Origin of the sequence: Phaeobacter sp. JH20_26, assembly GCF_048056275.1 — a bacterium.
GTDB lineage: Bacteria > Pseudomonadota > Alphaproteobacteria > Rhodobacterales > Rhodobacteraceae > Phaeobacter > Phaeobacter bryozoorum.
The window spans coordinates 147,842-162,809 of sequence record NZ_JAYMWL010000026.1; the positions used below are offsets into that span (position 1 = coordinate 147,842).

Sequence of the window (14,968 nt, forward strand, 5' to 3'; positions counted from 1 at the left end):
TGCTTCCGCTCTGTCAATTGCGCGCTGAGCTGTCATAAACGCGGCTCAGGGAGATTCCACGATGACCTCATCAGTTGAGAACAAAGACACGCCGCAGGGCCTTGCCTTTGCAGTTTCCGCCTATCTGATGTGGGGATTTCTGCCGATCTATATGAAAGCGCTGGCACATATGCCCGCCGCCGAAGTTGTCGCGCATCGGGTAATCTGGTCGGTGCCCGTGGCGGGTGTGCTACTCATTATCCTGCGTCGAACCCGTGATCTGCGCGCGGCGCTGACCTCGCCCAAGGTCTTGATGATGGGGGCGGTGACAGCGGCGCTGATCTCAGTGAATTGGGGCATCTATGTATGGTCGATTGCAACCGGGCATGCGCTTGATGCGGCGCTGGGATATTATATCAACCCGCTGTTCAGCGTCATGTTGGGTGCACTTTTGCTAGGAGAGAGATTGTTGCCGGCACAGCTGGTCGCAATCGGTCTGGCGGCACTGGCGGTGCTGGTGCTTGCCGTTGACGCCGGGCGCCTGCCGTGGGCTGCCATTGGTCTTACTCTCAGCTGGGGGTTCTATGCGTTCTTCAAGAAATCCCTGCCGGTCGGCCCCAATCAGGGTTTCATGCTGGAAGTGCTGATCCTGACCCCTCCGGCGCTGGGATATCTGCTCTATCTTACGGCCTCCGGTGACGCGCATTTCGCGGGAGCGTTCAGCGACACCGCGTTGCTGCTGGGCTGTGGTTTGGTCACAGCGGTGCCGCTGATCACCTACGCCAATGGCGCCAAACTGCTGCGGCTCTCCACCATCGGTATCCTGCAATATATTGCTCCGACGATGATATTTCTGGCAGCGGTGTTCATTTTTGGCGAAGATTTCGGTCGCGCGCGCATGATCGCCTTTCCGATGATCTGGCTCGCGCTGGTGATCTACTCGGTCTCATTGGTGCGGCAGATGCGCCGGGCCTGAGGGGCGGGCCGGGATGTGCAGGACAGTTCCGCGTTGATGGTCTCTGCCAAGGTTTCAGCCCAAAGAGAATAGGCGGCTGCCGACGGATGATAGCCGTCCTGCGCTGCCAGCGCTGGGTCGGGCGCCATCGTGAACGGCAGGTGGATGACATCGTGATTTCCTGCGGCCAAGTTGGATAGAACCCGGTCCAGCCGCGCCGCGTGGCGACCTAGGACCCAAGCCAGCGGTTGGGGAAGGGCTGGAAAATCTGCCATTGGTGGCACTCCTGACAAGACCACGAGCCTGACCCCAAACCGGCCCCGCAGGAGCTTGATCAGCGCGCACTGTTCCATGTGAAACCGTCGCCGCCGCGCAAGCCGGGTCACATCATTGACCCCCAATGCCAGAACCGCAACGTCAAAGGTCTGCGGCGGCAGCGCACGCACCCGCGCCAGAGCATCTGCGCTGCGATGCCCGGTTGTGGCCTCCAGCCGCCAGGTCAGATGCCGACCTTGCGTCAGGCGCGATGTCAGTTGACCGGAGAGCGCATCGTTCTGGCGACCGACACCGACACCAGCAGCTGAGCTGTCGCCGACAATCAACAGCCGTAGCGGCGTGCCCTGTCCCTGTTGGCCGAACCGAGGCCCCGAGGGTTCCGGCAGGTTCAGCGCCCTGCGCCGGACGTTAACTGCCTGCACCACCAGAAGCGGCAGCAGGACAATGCGGGCGATATGATCGATGCCGATCAGCTGAGCGCCTTTTGATATTGCAGAAATCGTGGGTCGGTGGTGACCCGTTCCATGATTGCGGCGCGCAGCACGCCGACGCTTTTATAGGGGCGCATGACCACCTCGAAATGGCTGATCAGGCCGTCCGATTTCAACGTGATCAGGTCAACGCCCACGGCATCGAACTCGCCGATCTTGCACTGGAACTCCAATGCCCAGTCGTTTCCGTTCCCCATGATCCGACGATAGCGAAAGTCACTGAATACCTGACCGACATGACCCAGAATCGCCGCCACTGGTGCGCGACCGGTCCAAATTTTCCAATAGGTCGGGGGTAGGAACTGCACATCCTCCGCCAGGAGATCTGCAATCTGGCGGTCGTCGCCTTTGGCAACAACCTCTTGCAGCCTGTTGATGGTCGGATGTGTCATGCTGCACCTCTCAGAACAGGGAGCCCGCGGTGAGGCAGGGGTTACCGCCACCCTGACGCTCCGCCAGATCCCGGGCAAGCACGACGTAGCGATACCTTGCCCTGCGGGCGCCGGATCGCTAGGGACGCGGGCATGACTGTTTCTAGCGATTATACCCCGCCGACGGATCCATTGGATATCCTGCATCATGACGCGCAGCTATTGGTGGTGAACAAGCCCCATGGTCTGCTGAGCGTACCGGGGCGCGGAGAACACCTTGCGGACTGTCTGCTCACTCGCTTGCAGGCAGTGTTTCCCGAGGCGTTGCTGGTCCATCGACTGGATCGCGATACCTCCGGCGTAATGGTGTTTGCGGTCACTCCGTACGCCCAACGCCATCTCTCGATGCAGTTTGAAAAACGTACCGCAAAGAAAGCCTATGTCGCGCGCATCGGTGGCAGGCTAGAGCCGCGCAGCGGGACCGTCGATTTGCCGCTGATCGTCGATTGGCCAAACCGCCCGCGCCAGATGGTCTGCCATGACAATGGCAAGGAGGCGGTGACCGATTGGCGGGTGATAAAATATGAAGAGGCCGCGACACGTGTGCGTCTGACGCCAAAGACAGGTCGCTCGCATCAGTTGCGTGTGCATATGCTCTCGCTCGGACACGCCATTCTGGGCGATCCGCTTTACGCTCAGGGGGCTGCACTGGATCATCCACGCATGATGCTGCACGCAGAAGAGCTGCGTATCAAACATCCCGACAGCGGCGAATCGATGAAGTTCCGCGTCAAGGCACCGTTCTGATCGCAGCAGTTGCTAGACGCTGATCCGCAGCCAGTCCGGTGGCAGGATATCGGGGTTGTTCAGCTTGGGGTCGCCGAACCATTTTGCCGGTCCCGCAACCCGGCGCTTCGCGTTCTGGTTCAACCAGGCGGCCCACCAGGAGAAGGAGCTGTTGCCGATGATGTTATGCCTGCACAGGCTCATCAGGCGCATGTCCTCGTAGTCGGTTTCCGCGCCATTGAAATCCACCACCACCTTGTCACAGGGGAGGGGGAGGTTGTCCTTGGCCCACTGCGGATCGTCCGAAAATACATAGACCGTTGGCTGTCCCTCCAGCCCGTCCAGCACCTGTTGCAGCGCGGCTTCGTAATAAGACTGATCGCAAAGCACATGCGCCGCGAGCGTCAGATAATCGCCCCGCCGAACATGCAGCGAGATCGCGTTGCTCTCACTGATCCTGGCCGCCATCTCGGCGTTCTGCTGATTTGAGAAGTCAGGGAAGGTGAAGTCCCGCCTGATCCGTTCGGCGCACCCATTGAAATAGCGTTCGCTCTGCCAATAGCCGTGCAGATAGCTGTCGTCGCCCCAGTGTTCGAAATCTGCATTGTAGCCAAGGCCAGCTTCTCGCCGGAGTTTCGGTCCTGCACCCAGCCCCTGCCCGAGGCTGCGCCATACCGCATAGCGCAGTGGTTCGGTCTGGCGCAGCGGAGGCAATTTGTCCGGCGCCGCCAAATCAAGGTCGAAGACACGTGTCAGGACACCTTCGCCGCGAAGCTCCGCGCCACGGCTGTCCAGCGCCAGCGAGACCCCAAGCCGATCCGCCAGCGCGCGCCCGGCGGCATATTGGAACATCTGGTTGCCCAGTCGGCCGTGCAGGCGGGTGATAATCATCGTCGGTCCCTCGAAGAGCTACAGGGGCGTTCATATGCGTGAAGCAGTGTCGTGACCAGTCCCGCCCTCGCTCATCCGTCGTATCGCGCCTGCCAGTCACCAAGGGCTGCGATGCCGAAATCGGGATCCGGCTGAACCGGCATTGGTGCGAGGATCTCGATTGAATGCCCGTCAGGATCCTTGAAGTAGATCGAGAGCGCCGGCATCCAGCCCAGCACCACCGGCTCATCGGTTGGGCTGCCGTTAAAATCGAGCGGTATGATTCCCGCATCCGTCAACCGGTCACAGATGCCATCCATCGCCGCTACGGTACTGCGAAACGCCATGTGCAGCCGCAGTCCCATCGGTGCGGATCCACCGGCCCAGAGCCCCAGCATTCCCTGAGACTGACCGCCCACCCAGTAGAATGCGACCTGTCGTTCCGGCAGATGGTGGGCCAGCTGCAAACCCATGGTCCCTCCGTAGAATGTCATCGCACGGTCTAGGTCTTTAACCGTCAGATGCGTCTCATAGATTCCGGTCAGTTCCGTTTCGATATGTGTTTTGCCGGTAGCGTTATCCTGTACATGGATCATCTTAAGGCTCCGCTGAATGGTCAGGTAGCGACAGCCTGCAATCTCAAGTCAGGTTTAGATCAAGCGAAAAATCACAGCCGCGTGGCTTCGCCAGACGGATATCTGATGTCATCTGCTGATGGGGCCGGGGCGTGACAATCAGGTCAGCACCTGTTGTGCAGGCTGGCTTGGGTCTTGACCTCGGCCGATTGAACGGCCTAAGGCTGACGTAAGGGTCGGGGCCCTGCCGCTCGCGGTTGAGAAGACCATGGTGAACCCCCGCGCTGAAACTCCTGTCTTTCGCCCATCCATGTGATGCGCCAATGGCAATGCGGGCCCCATTTATCCGGCGCATCTTGTTGATTGGACAAGAGGCAAGAATGACAAATAGCCAGACAGATCTCCCGCCCATTGGGAGCCTCAAGCAGCAGGCCCGCAATCTGCGCGCTCAGTTGCAGGCACGTAACCACACACTCTCGCATAGCGCCGCGCTTGAGATGGTGGCCCGGCAATATGGCTACAAGGATTGGAACACGATCAGCGCCAAGGCTGACAGGCCACGCCCGGATGTTGCGCAGCAGGCGTTGCAGATCGGGCAGATCCTGAGGGGCAGCTACCTTGGCCAGGCCTTCACAGCCGAGCTGCGGGGGTTGCAAGTGTTTGCTGGCGGCGCCCGACGACGCGTTACCCTGCATCTGGAACAACCGGTCGATGTTGTGAAATTCGACAGTTTCTCAGCGCTGCGCCAGCGGATCACCGGAACCATCGGCTGGGATGGCCGCTCAGCTGAGTGTACCTCCGACGGCCTGCCCCAACTGGTGCTTGAACTGCCCAATTAGAGCCTGTTTTGCACCAGCATGAGGCGCCAGCAAAGCCCTGGTCCCAGCAAAGCCCTGATGCAGGAAAGCAAGGAGCCGCCCTCTGGGGGCGGCTCCTGTTGTTCTGGACCCAGAAAAATAGGCCTATTCTGCAGCCCAGCCGCCGACGGCTTTGACTTCCAGGAAGTCCTCGATGCCCCAGCTGCCGCCTTCGCGGCCGTTGCCAGATTGCTTCATCCCGCCAAAGGGAGATCCGGCGGAGCGGGATTTGCCGTTCATCTCGATCATGCCGGCGCGCAGTTTGCGAGCCATGCGATTGGCACGGGCCGCATCCTGTGTCTGCACATAGTTGGTCAGCCCGTAGGGGGTATCGTTGGCGATTTCGATCGCTTCTTCTTCGGTCTCGAAGGGGATAATCGACAGCACCGGGCCAAAGATCTCTTCGCGGGCGATGGTCATCTGGTTGTTCACATCGGCAAAGACGGTGGGCTTGACATAAAAACCCTGGTTCAGCCCATCAGGACGGCCGGTTCCACCTGCGACAAGGCGGGCGCCTTCGTCGATGCCTTTCTGGATCAGATCCTGGATCTTAGTCCATTGCAGTTCGTTCACAACCGGCCCGATGTGGCGGCCTTCGCTGGAGGCGGGGCCAACCTCCACCTTGCTGGCAACAGCAGCAGCTTCTTCGACAGCTTTGTCATAGATGCTTTTCTGAACCAGCATCCGGCTTGGGGCGTTACAGCTCTGGCCGGTGTTGTTCATCATATGCAGGACACCGCGCTTGACGGCCTTGTCATCGGCATCTTCAAAGATGACGTTGGCGCCTTTGCCACCCAGCTCCAGATGAACTTTTTTCAGCGTGTCGGCTGCGGCCTTGGAAATCGCCGTGCCTGCGCGGGTCGACCCGGTAAAGGACACCATATCCACGTCCGGGTGGCTGGACAGCTGAGTGCCGACACCGGCGCCGTCGCCATTGACCAGATTGAATACGCCCGCAGGGAAACCGGCCGCATCCATCATTTCGGCAAAGATCATTGCATTGAGCGGGCTCTGCTCTGAGGGTTTCAGAACCATGGTGCACCCGGCAATGGCCGCCGCGCCAACTTTCAGCGTGACCTGATTCATCGGCCAGTTCCACGGCGTGATCAGCGCAGCGACACCAACCGCCTCGTGGATGATACGATCAGTCGGGGCATGGTCGCCCAGCGGCGCTTCGAAGGAGAACGCCTTGGCCGCCTTGATGAAATTGCGCAGATGCCAGCTGCCAGCGCCTGCCTGCTGGGTGCGGGCCATATCAATTGGCGCCCCCATTTCGATGCTCATTGCCTGCGCCAGATCTTCAGTGCGGCTCTCATAGATCTCGATCAGCTTTTCGACCAGCGCGATGCGCTCTTCTACCGGAGTGGCCATCCAGCCCGGCAGCGCCGCCTTTGCAGCCGCGACGGCAGCATCTGTATCCGCCGCACTGCCAAGCGAGATGACCGCGCAAGGCGCTTCGGTCGATGGGTCGATCACTTCGAAATCATTCGGGGCAGCCGGGGCGACCCATTGGCCGTTGATGTAAAAATCACGTTTCTCGATCATCTGTCGATCTCCCGATTGTCAGGGTGTGACGGGGCGGTGCCCGCGATTGGCGGACACTCTGTCACTGGCGTTTCGGATGAGCAAGGGGGGGAATTCATAATTTGATCAAATTTTGCAGCGGAATAATTTTCGCCACTTTGACCCTATATGGAACGGCGGTATGATGCCCGGCACCAATCCGTGCAGATGTTCCGATGGGGGCAGATTGACGCGTGGGGCGATCTTTTCGTCTGCCTGTCGCCCATCAAGGGTTTAACCTGCGCGCCGAGTGGTTAGGTTACTCACCAGATAGCATTCATTTGACAGCACAGGAGAGACCCATGGGTTTACGTATCAATGATGTGGTTCCGGATTTCACCGCAGAAACCGATCAGGGCACCGTCTCGTTTCATGACTGGATCGGCGACAGCTGGGCGATCCTGTTTTCCCACCCCAAGGATTTTACACCGGTTTGCACCACAGAGTTTTCTGCCGTGGCGCAGCTGGCTGATGAATGGGCTGCACGCAACACGAAGGTGATCGGTGTGTCCGTAGATGGTGTCGAAGACCACAAGAAATGGAAAGGCGACATCGAAAGCTACGGCAAAGCTGCGGCAGGCTTTCCGATCATCGCGGATGAAGGTCTGGCTGTCTCCAAGGCCTTCGATATGCTGCCGGCAGAGGCCTATCTGCCTGATGGCCGCACACCCGCAGATAGCGCCACGGTGCGATCGGTCTTCATCATCGGACCTGACAAGCAGCTGAAGCTGTCGATGACCTACCCGATGACCGTCGGGCGCAATTTTGCGGAGATTCTGCGCGCGCTGGATGGCCTTCAGATGTCCGGCAAAGGTGTAGCAACTCCGGCAAACTGGGTTCCGGGCGAAGATGTCATCATCCCCCCCAGCGTCTCGAACGAGGATGCGAAGGCTAAATTTGGCGAGTTCGAAACGATCTTCCCCTATCTGCGCAAGACCAAAGCGCCAGAGTGATCTGTAGGAAGGCGTAGCGGGGCACGTAAGCGGCCCTGCTGACATGTCGTCATGAACAGGGGCCGTCTGGCCCCTTTTCTATTGCGGGCCTAACCGGGCTTTTGCGATCGCAAGGCGACCTGTGTCCGGTAGAGCGCGCGTTTCAGCTCCCGCGCAAGCTTGCCACCTGCTGGACGGGATTGGATGGTTGATCCGCCCAGGGCCTCGGTCAGCTCAGATGCGCCGTTTGGCCATATGGTATGTACTGGCTGGCGGTGAACCCAGTGCATCTGAAGGAAGGTGTCAACCGGCCGGTCCAGCGTCTCGCTTGCTTCCAGCAATCGGGCGGCGGCGGTCTTGCCCACCACCTGTGCCACGGTTTGCAGTCCGATGCGCCTTGGCAGAAACATGCGCGCCGCGCCTGTTTGCGCAACGACCTGCCGCGCTGACTCGCGCTGTTTGGCAGGCAGGCGGATGAAGTGATCCTTGTCGGCATGGTTGCCGACAAGCGCCATCGCGTCGCGCCAGAGGTTGGGCTCAAACGCCAGATCGTCCTCAACGATCAGTCCGAAATCATCCATGCCTTCCGCGATTTTCTGCCAGCACTTGCGATGGGATAGAAAACATCCGACTTCGCCTGCCCGGAGCGCGAAGGGGTAATGTGGCCGGTGCAGATCCCCATCGCAGAGAGGCACAAGCCCCGCCTGAAGCGCCGCCCGGCCGTTGACCGCCTCAACCACTTCCGGCTGCGGCAGCTGCGCCATCAGACGCGCCACATTGGGCGCGCGTTTATGATCGTCGGCCATATGAATGATGTAGGATCTCATGCTCCCAGAGGTAGCGATCTTGACCGGTGGTGAAAAGAGGCGAGCAGGAACCAGCTGCCACTGAAACAAAGAAACCCCGCCATCTCTGGCAGGGTTCCGGGTGCTTGGAAAGGGAAGGCAGATTACTCTGCGTCTTCTTTCTTCTCGGCTTTGATTTCTTCGCCGGTTTCCTGATCCACGATTTTCATGGACAGGCGGACCTTGCCGCGATCGTCAAAGCCCAGCAGCTTTACTTTCACTTCCTGGCCTTCCTTCAGAACGTCCGAAGGGTGGTTCAGGCGGCGGTTTTCGATCTGGGACACATGCACCAGGCCGTCACGCTTGCCGAAGAAGTTCACGAAGGCGCCGAAGTCGACGATCTTCACAACCTTACCGGTGTAGATGGCGCCTTCTTCCGGCTCTGCCACGATCGAGTGGATCATGTCGTAGGCCTTCTGGATCGCGGTGCCGTCGGCCGATGCGATCTTGATCACGCCGTCGTCGTTGATGTCGACTTTCGCGCCGGAGGTTTCCACGATTTCGCGGATGACCTTACCGCCGGAGCCGATCACTTCACGGATCTTGTCGGTCGGGATCTGCATGGTCTCAATGCGGGGCGCATGGACGGAGAACGCGTTGGTTTCCGACAGTGCCTTGGCCATTTCGCCGAGGATGTGCAGACGGCCGTCTTTGGCCTGATCCAGCGCTTTTTCCATGATCTCAGGCGTGATGCCTGCAACCTTGATGTCCATCTGCAGCGAGGTGATACCGTTCGCAGTACCGGCCACCTTGAAATCCATGTCGCCCAGGTGGTCTTCGTCGCCCAGAATGTCCGACAGGATCGCGTAGGAGCCGTCGTCTTCCAGGATCAGACCCATCGCGACACCGGCAACCGGTGCCTTCAGCGGCACGCCGGCGTCCATCATGGACAGCGAACCACCACAGACCGACGCCATCGAGGAGGAGCCGTTCGATTCGGTGATCTCGGACACCACGCGGATGGTGTAGGGGAAATCGGTCGGAGCAGGCAGAACAGCCTGCAGCGCGCGCCATGCCAGTTTGCCGTGGCCGATTTCGCGGCGACCGGGCGAGCCGACACGACCAACTTCACCCACCGAATAGGGAGGGAAGTTATAGTGCAGCAGGAAGTTGGATTTGAAGTTGCCGTGCAGCGCGTCGATGAACTGCTCATCGTCGCCGGTGCCGAGGGTGGTCACGGCCAGGGCCTGGGTTTCACCACGGGTGAACAGGGCCGAACCATGGGTCCGCGGCAGCAGGCCGGTTTCCGATTCGATCGCGCGCACATCGGTGGTCGAGCGACCGTCGATCCGCTTGCCGGTTTTTACGACGTCGCCGCGCAGAATGGCTGCTTCCAGCTTCTTCATGGCGGAGCCGAGGTTGGCGTCTTCCAGCTGTTCTTCGGTCAGCGATGCCTTGATCGCCTCACGCGCGGCGGCAACAGCGGCGGTGCGCTCCTGCTTGTCGGTGATTGCAAATGCAGCGCGCATCTGCTCTTCGCCTGCAGCTTTCACTGCGGCGAACAGCTCCGAATAGTCAGCAGGCTGGAAATCGAACGGCTCTTTGGCCGCGTCTTCCGCCAAGGAGATGATCAGGTCGATCACCGGCTGGATCTGTTCGTGGGCGAATTTCACCGCACCCAGCATCTCTGCTTCGGTCAGTTCGTAGGCTTCGGATTCAACCATCATCACAGCGTCTTTGGTGCCGGCGACAACCAGGTCCAGACGCTGATCAGGGTTCAGGCGCAGATCCTGCATGTCGTCAACGGTCGGGTTCAGGACGTACTCGCCGCCCTCAAAGCCAACGCGCGCAGCCGCAATCGGACCCATGAAGGGTGCGCCGGACAGGGTCAGCGCTGCGGAGGCCGCGATCATCGCAACCATGTCGGGATCGTTGACCAGATCGTGGCTCAGCACGGTGCACATCACCAGGACTTCATTTTTGAAGCCGGGGACGAACAGCGGGCGGATCGGACGGTCGATCAGACGCGCGGTCAGGGTTTCTTTTTCGGTCGGGCGTGCTTCACGCTTGAAAAATCCGCCGGGGACCTTGCCCGCAGCGTAGTATTTTTCCTGATAGTGAACCGTCAGGGGGAAGAAGTCCTGACCCGGCTTCTGCTGGCGGGCAAAAGTGACGTTTGCCATGACCGAGGTTTCGCCCAGGGTGGCAATCACTGTGCCATCGGCCTGACGGGCAACCTTGCCGGTCTCCAGTGTGAGCGTCTCTTCGCCCCACTGCATTGATTTCTTTGTAACGTTAAACATTCAGCTTATCCTAGCTGGGAGCACTCCCGGGCGTATCCCGGGTCTCCCGTTTGATGTGGCGGCCCCATTGCCGCCGACCCCTCTCTATCTTTCTTTCGACTGCCGGGGTCTTGGCAGCACGTCTCAGATAGGCCGCCCTTACAGGATTTTTCCACAGATTGAAAGAGCAAGCGCCAGGAGTCGTCGCAGCCTGTGCCCCGTTTGTCGGCATCGTTCGTGTCGATCCTCCGCTATCTGGGCGTGGTTGGTGAATTGCGGCCTGCGTTAACCGGATCCTCAGCGTTTTTATGGAAAATTTGCGCAATCCAGAAGGGTAAGACGACGTCGACCCCAACACTTAGAACAGGTGCTGAATGAACGATTGGACTTCCGGCTATGTCGCCGAACTCGACTATACGCACGACTTTTTTCACGAGATGACGCCCTCCCGCCTTGCCTTCAGCGCCGTGTCTCGGGGACATCGGCATGGGCTGGACAGCGATGAACTGACCTATTGTGAGCTGGGCTGTGGTCAGGGCTTCACAGCCAATCTTCTGGCCGCAGCCAATCCGCATGTCGATGTCCACGCGATGGACTTCAACCCGGCCCATATCGCCGGTGCCAATCGCCTGGCCGCGGAAGCAGGACTGGCAAACGCCCACTTCTACGAAAGATCCTTTGAGGATTTTGAAGAAGAGGCGGAGCTGCCAAATACCTTTGACGTCATTGCGCTTCACGGTGTCTACAGCTGGATTTCGCGAGAGAACCAACAACGGATCACCGGATTCATCTCCCGTCGTCTGAAACCCGGTGGGTTGGTCTATATCAGTTACAACACGCAGCCGGGCTGGGCGCCATCTATGCCGCTGCGCAGGATTCTGACCGATCGCGCCGCGCAGGGCAGCGGTCCGTTGGAGCAACGTATAGAAGACGCATTGAATTTTGCCGAGCGGTTGAAACAGGTCGGAGCCGAATTTTTTGTCTCAAACCCCGGCCAGTTGAGACGGCTGAGTGAAATGAAAACCATGCCGCGAAACTATCTGGCGCATGAGTTTTTCAACAAGGACTGGACGCCATTCCACTTTGCCGATGTGGCGGAGGATATGGCGCAGGCCAAACTTGAGTTTCTCGGTGCTGCGAACCCGCTGGATCATGTCGATGACATCTGCTTGAGCAGTCCGCAACTTGCGCTGCTGGCGGAGGAAAGCAATGCAAACAGGCGCGAGGGGCTGCGTGATGTTCTGCTGAATGAACAGTTCCGGGCCGATATCTTTTCGCGTGGGCATGTGCCGCATACGGAACGCGGCAGCGTTGGCGCATGGTTTCAGACTGGCTTTGCCCTCGCACGTCACTATGGATCCGGCCCGTTGAAGATCAGCTGGCGCAATGGGGATGTTGCGCTTGAGGCCGGTCAGTATGAACCTGTCCTGAGAGCTTTGGCCGAGGGGCATAAAACAGTTCGGGCCCTGCTGGAGCAGGGCGTGTTTGCCGATATGACCTGGGGCGAGATCACGCGGCTGCTGACGATCCTGACGGGGGCGGGTCATATCGTTCCCTGTCTGCCTTCAGAAGGCTATGCGGATCGCGCGGCGCAGTGCCAAGCATTTAACCTTGCAGTGTGCAAAAATGCTGAAGACAGCGAAAGACTGGGCTTCCTGGCCTCTCCTGTCACCGGTGGGGGGGTCGCGGTGGATCGCATGGAACAGCTGTTCCTCCTGGCCCAAAGCGAAGGGCAAACGGCGCCCAATGACTGGGCCGAATTTGCGTGGCAGATCCTTGGGCCGCAGGGGCAGCGGTTGGAGCAGGACGGGCGCGTTCTGACCCAGCCTGAGGAAAACCTGGCGGTCTTGCGCGTCCGGGCTCATGCCTTTGCCGCGCGCCGACTGGGCATTCTTACCGGGCTTGGCGTGAGCTTGATTGCCGCCGATCCGTTACTGTCTGACGCCGTTGCGCCAAAGGCTGCGCTATCAGGACGCAGCACGGCGGCCTAGTGACCGGGCAATTGCATAATCGGCCTGCGTCTCAAACACGAAAAACGCCCGCTTCCGATAGGAGCGGGCGTTGAATTTCAACCGTCTGGTCGTCGCTATTAGCGACGGATGCCCAGGCGTTTGATGAGGTCCTGATAGCGGGCCACGTCTTTGCCTTTGGTGTAGTCCAGCAGCTTACGGCGCTGAGCAACCATCTTCAGAAGGCCACGACGACCGTGGTTGTCCTTCTTGTGGGTTTTGAAGTGCTCGGTCAGGGTGTTGATGCGCGAGGTCAGGATTGCAACCTGGACTTCCGGGGAACCGGTGTCGCCTTCTTTGGTTGCGAATTCTTTCATCAGGCGGGCTTTTTCTTCAGCAGTGATCGACATCGGGGTCTCCTTTGAAGGTTTGTGTGAATGGCGCAGGCCGGGATGTCGTCCAGCACAGGCCCATGGAGGCGTCTCAGGCTCGGCCGCCTTCCGCAGAAAGCGGCATAACCATTGAACAGGTCGCGCGTATACGCAGATTCTCGGGAAATAGCAAAAGGTTTCGGTCGGGTGTGGGCCGGGGATGGGCGTCGGGCCTAAATGAACTGGACCTGATCAGCCGAGTGTCAGCCCGCTGCTGGCGCTGTTGGTGGCCAATACGCCAAACCGGAGCGCGGCATCCTGATCGACGACCAGAATGTCCGATGCCGACAATTGTTCTGGCCCGGTGACGCGCAGCGCCTCGATCCCGTCGATGGTCACGATATGCTCACCCGGTGCATCCGGGTTGCTGGTGACTTCCACGGTGGGCGCCTCTGGGCCGAATTGATCCCAGATCACAACCAGTTGATCCTCATCGACGTTGAAATCCGACATGTCGATGGCGGCAGTGGGATCAGCCTCGTTACCGTCGCTGACTGCGCTCGCGTGGAACTCACCTGCTGCAAAAATGAGGTGGTCGGCCCCATCCCCCGTCGAAACGATATCACCGGCGCCCGCCAAAATCGTGTCATCCCCGTCGCCACCGTTGAGATAATCCGTGGTCATGCCATCGTCGCTGCCGATCAGGCGATCATTGCCGGTGCCACCAAACAGCGTATCCTTGCCCAGGCCACCAGTCAGGTGATCGTCGCCATCGTTGCCATGTAGCGCGTCTCGCCCGTCCGCCCCGGTCAGCGTGTCATTGCCCTGGCCGCCATGGGCCACGTCATCGCCATCACCACCATCGAGCTGGTCATGACCGAAATGGCCAAACAGCGTGTCGTTGCCGCTGTCTCCGCTCAGACTGTCGTCCCCGCCCTCTCCGTGCAACAGATCGTCACCGTGATGCGCCTCAAGCGTGTCGTCACCCTCACCACCGTAAAGGCTGTCGTCGCCCTCACCGCCCTGGACGGTGTCATCTCCATCGCGGCCGTTCAGCTGATCGTTGCCGCCCAGCCCCTGCAGGTCGTCATCCTGATCGCTGCCGCCGAGCTGGTCGCTGTCCTCTGTGCCGGCCTTCACGAAATCATCAAGTGAAACCATATCGGTTGCTGTGTCATCGGTCGCCCCGTCATTGTCTGCAGACCCTGTCTCAGAGGCGTCTGGATCATCGCCGCCCTCGTCAATCAACAAGATACCACCGACGGCGGCGACTCCCAAAATTGCAGCCAGCATCAACATTCCGGCGACCCCTCATGACAACACGCGGAACACCCGCATTATCAAAGTCGCACACGTATTGGTTGAACATCAAAGCAATTCAGAAGCGATGGTTAGCGAGGCCTTACCCGATCAAGGGCAGCCAGCGTTCCGGCTGCTGGGTATAGCGGATGTAAAGCGGGTGCTTTGGGTGGCCGGCCTTGCTCAATCCCAGGTGAAACAGCGGTTTACCGGTTTCGGCGAGAGCACCAGCAACCCTGACCCCTTGCTGGCGAAACGCGCCATGGGTGCCCCAGGCGCAGATAACCTGATCCGCCCAGCCTGCTCCGTCCAGGATCATCGCCAGATTGTCAGGACCGACCGGGTCCGCCGCCCGTTTCATGTCACGCGGATCGGTGGCCCGAATGGCAAAGATATTGGTTGCGCGGAACCCGCCATACCCAAGGGCGCGCGCCCGCCGCTCGCAGCGTTCGATAGTGGGGTCATTCTGCACTTCGGTCGCGGTTGACGGGTTGAGCATGACAAACATCACACGCGGTCCAGCCGGGTCCCAGACACGGCTGAGACTATAGCGGTATTGCTCACAGTCGGAATAGACCGCGCTGGAGGGGGCATCGCCCTTGGTGTGGCTACGGTGGATCATGCGGC

15 protein-coding genes are annotated in these 14,968 nt (G+C 59.8%); 5 read left to right on the forward strand and 10 right to left on the reverse strand.

What is annotated here, in order from left to right:
- Positions 1–61 precede the first annotated feature (61 nt).
- Positions 62–955 (forward strand): EamA family transporter RarD, encoded by an 894-nt coding sequence (gene rarD, locus VWY60_RS19570; protein WP_340546911.1) that lies wholly within the window; start codon positions 62–64, stop codon positions 953–955.
- On the opposite strand, the gene VWY60_RS19575 is transcribed toward rarD, so the two are convergent.
- Together VWY60_RS19575 and VWY60_RS19580 are read right to left on the reverse strand one after the other, a co-directional pair.
- A complete protein-coding gene (locus VWY60_RS19575; protein WP_416537655.1) occupies positions 916–1,635 on the reverse strand; it encodes an SGNH/GDSL hydrolase family protein in 720 nt (239 codons plus the stop codon). The genes rarD and VWY60_RS19575 overlap by 40 nt on opposite strands.
- A 44-nt stretch (positions 1,636–1,679) precedes the next feature.
- Entirely contained in the window at positions 1,680–2,093 is a 414-nt protein-coding gene (locus VWY60_RS19580; RefSeq protein WP_416541506.1) for a nuclear transport factor 2 family protein, read from the reverse strand.
- A 132-nt stretch (positions 2,094–2,225) separates the two neighbouring features.
- On the opposite strand from VWY60_RS19580, the gene VWY60_RS19585 reads away from it, so the two are divergent.
- Positions 2,226–2,879 carry an RluA family pseudouridine synthase gene (locus VWY60_RS19585; RefSeq protein ID WP_416541507.1) on the forward strand — a complete coding sequence of 218 codons (654 nt, stop codon included), beginning with the start codon at positions 2,226–2,228 and terminating at the stop codon, positions 2,877–2,879.
- A 12-nt stretch (positions 2,880–2,891) separates the two neighbouring features.
- Here the strand turns inward: VWY60_RS19585 and VWY60_RS19590 are convergent, their stop codons facing one another.
- Positions 2,892–3,749 (reverse strand): alpha-1,2-fucosyltransferase, encoded by an 858-nt coding sequence (locus VWY60_RS19590; RefSeq protein WP_416541508.1) that lies wholly within the window; start codon positions 3,747–3,749, stop codon positions 2,892–2,894.
- A gap of 71 nt (positions 3,750–3,820) precedes the next feature.
- Complete coding sequence (locus VWY60_RS19595; RefSeq protein ID WP_416541509.1) at positions 3,821–4,324, reverse strand: VOC family protein; 504 nt, start codon at positions 4,322–4,324, stop codon at positions 3,821–3,823.
- Positions 4,325–4,683: 359 nt separating this feature from the next.
- On the opposite strand from VWY60_RS19595, the gene VWY60_RS19600 reads away from it, so the two are divergent.
- Complete coding sequence (locus VWY60_RS19600; protein WP_416534485.1) at positions 4,684–5,142, forward strand: glyoxalase superfamily protein; 459 nt, start codon at positions 4,684–4,686, stop codon at positions 5,140–5,142.
- Between the two features lie 123 nt (positions 5,143–5,265).
- Here VWY60_RS19600 and VWY60_RS19605 read toward each other — a convergent pair whose 3' ends face one another.
- The gene (locus VWY60_RS19605; protein ID WP_416541510.1) at positions 5,266–6,705 is read right to left on the reverse strand and encodes an aldehyde dehydrogenase family protein; all 1,440 of its coding nucleotides are present in this window, start codon (positions 6,703–6,705) and stop codon (positions 5,266–5,268) included.
- 320 nt (positions 6,706–7,025) lie between these two features.
- On the opposite strand from VWY60_RS19605, the gene VWY60_RS19610 reads away from it, so the two are divergent.
- On the forward strand, positions 7,026–7,676 hold the full coding sequence (locus VWY60_RS19610) for a peroxiredoxin (RefSeq protein ID WP_340546903.1): 651 nt from the start codon (positions 7,026–7,028) through the stop codon (positions 7,674–7,676).
- A gap of 89 nt (positions 7,677–7,765) precedes the next feature.
- Here the strand turns inward: VWY60_RS19610 and VWY60_RS19615 are convergent, their stop codons facing one another.
- Together VWY60_RS19615 and pnp are read right to left on the reverse strand one after the other, a co-directional pair.
- Positions 7,766–8,482: a glycosyltransferase family 25 protein gene (locus VWY60_RS19615; RefSeq protein WP_416541511.1), complete on the reverse strand. Its 717-nt coding sequence runs from the start codon at positions 8,480–8,482 to the stop codon at positions 7,766–7,768.
- Between the two features lie 122 nt (positions 8,483–8,604).
- A complete protein-coding gene (pnp, locus tag VWY60_RS19620) occupies positions 8,605–10,743 on the reverse strand; it encodes a polyribonucleotide nucleotidyltransferase (RefSeq protein WP_340546901.1) in 2,139 nt (712 codons plus the stop codon).
- Positions 10,744–11,096: 353 nt separating this feature from the next.
- Between pnp and VWY60_RS19625 the strand changes: the two genes are divergently transcribed.
- Complete coding sequence (locus tag VWY60_RS19625; protein WP_416541512.1) at positions 11,097–12,713, forward strand: class I SAM-dependent methyltransferase; 1,617 nt, start codon at positions 11,097–11,099, stop codon at positions 12,711–12,713.
- A gap of 98 nt (positions 12,714–12,811) precedes the next feature.
- On the opposite strand, the gene rpsO is transcribed toward VWY60_RS19625, so the two are convergent.
- The 3 genes from rpsO to VWY60_RS19640 all read right to left on the reverse strand — a co-directional run bounded on the left by rpsO (position 12,812) and on the right by VWY60_RS19640 (position 14,963).
- On the reverse strand, positions 12,812–13,081 hold the full coding sequence (gene rpsO / locus VWY60_RS19630; protein ID WP_340546899.1) for a 30S ribosomal protein S15: 270 nt from the start codon (positions 13,079–13,081) through the stop codon (positions 12,812–12,814).
- A 213-nt stretch (positions 13,082–13,294) separates the two neighbouring features.
- Positions 13,295–14,335, reverse strand: coding sequence for a calcium-binding protein (locus VWY60_RS19635; protein WP_340546898.1), 1,041 nt, complete (start codon positions 14,333–14,335; stop codon positions 13,295–13,297).
- Between the two features lie 109 nt (positions 14,336–14,444).
- Positions 14,445–14,963 carry a DUF1643 domain-containing protein gene (locus VWY60_RS19640; protein ID WP_416541534.1) on the reverse strand — a complete coding sequence of 173 codons (519 nt, stop codon included), beginning with the start codon at positions 14,961–14,963 and terminating at the stop codon, positions 14,445–14,447.
- Positions 14,964–14,968: the final 5 nt, after the last annotated feature.

What these genes read in the sequence shown, in the direction of transcription:
- rarD (WP_340546911.1), top strand. Translation starts at nt 62, where the DNA reads ATGACCTCATCAGTTGAGAACAAAGACACGCCGCAGGGCCTTGCCTTT.
- VWY60_RS19580 (WP_416541506.1), bottom strand. Translation starts at nt 2,093, where the DNA reads ATGACACATCCGACCATCAACAGGCTGCAAGAGGTTGTTGCCAAAGGC.
- VWY60_RS19585 (WP_416541507.1), top strand. Translation starts at nt 2,226, where the DNA reads ATGACTGTTTCTAGCGATTATACCCCGCCGACGGATCCATTGGATATC.
- VWY60_RS19590 (WP_416541508.1), bottom strand. Translation starts at nt 3,749, where the DNA reads ATGATTATCACCCGCCTGCACGGCCGACTGGGCAACCAGATGTTCCAA.
- VWY60_RS19595 (WP_416541509.1), bottom strand. Translation starts at nt 4,324, where the DNA reads ATGATCCATGTACAGGATAACGCTACCGGCAAAACACATATCGAAACG.
- VWY60_RS19600 (WP_416534485.1), top strand. Translation starts at nt 4,684, where the DNA reads ATGACAAATAGCCAGACAGATCTCCCGCCCATTGGGAGCCTCAAGCAG.
- VWY60_RS19605 (WP_416541510.1), bottom strand. Translation starts at nt 6,705, where the DNA reads ATGATCGAGAAACGTGATTTTTACATCAACGGCCAATGGGTCGCCCCG.
- VWY60_RS19610 (WP_340546903.1), top strand. Translation starts at nt 7,026, where the DNA reads ATGGGTTTACGTATCAATGATGTGGTTCCGGATTTCACCGCAGAAACC.
- VWY60_RS19615 (WP_416541511.1), bottom strand. Translation starts at nt 8,482, where the DNA reads ATGAGATCCTACATCATTCATATGGCCGACGATCATAAACGCGCGCCC.
- pnp (WP_340546901.1), bottom strand. Translation starts at nt 10,743, where the DNA reads ATGTTTAACGTTACAAAGAAATCAATGCAGTGGGGCGAAGAGACGCTC.
- VWY60_RS19625 (WP_416541512.1), top strand. Translation starts at nt 11,097, where the DNA reads ATGAACGATTGGACTTCCGGCTATGTCGCCGAACTCGACTATACGCAC.
- rpsO (WP_340546899.1), bottom strand. Translation starts at nt 13,081, where the DNA reads ATGTCGATCACTGCTGAAGAAAAAGCCCGCCTGATGAAAGAATTCGCA.
- VWY60_RS19635 (WP_340546898.1), bottom strand. Translation starts at nt 14,335, where the DNA reads ATGCTGGCTGCAATTTTGGGAGTCGCCGCCGTCGGTGGTATCTTGTTG.
- VWY60_RS19640 (WP_416541534.1), bottom strand. Translation starts at nt 14,963, where the DNA reads ATGATCCACCGTAGCCACACCAAGGGCGATGCCCCCTCCAGCGCGGTC.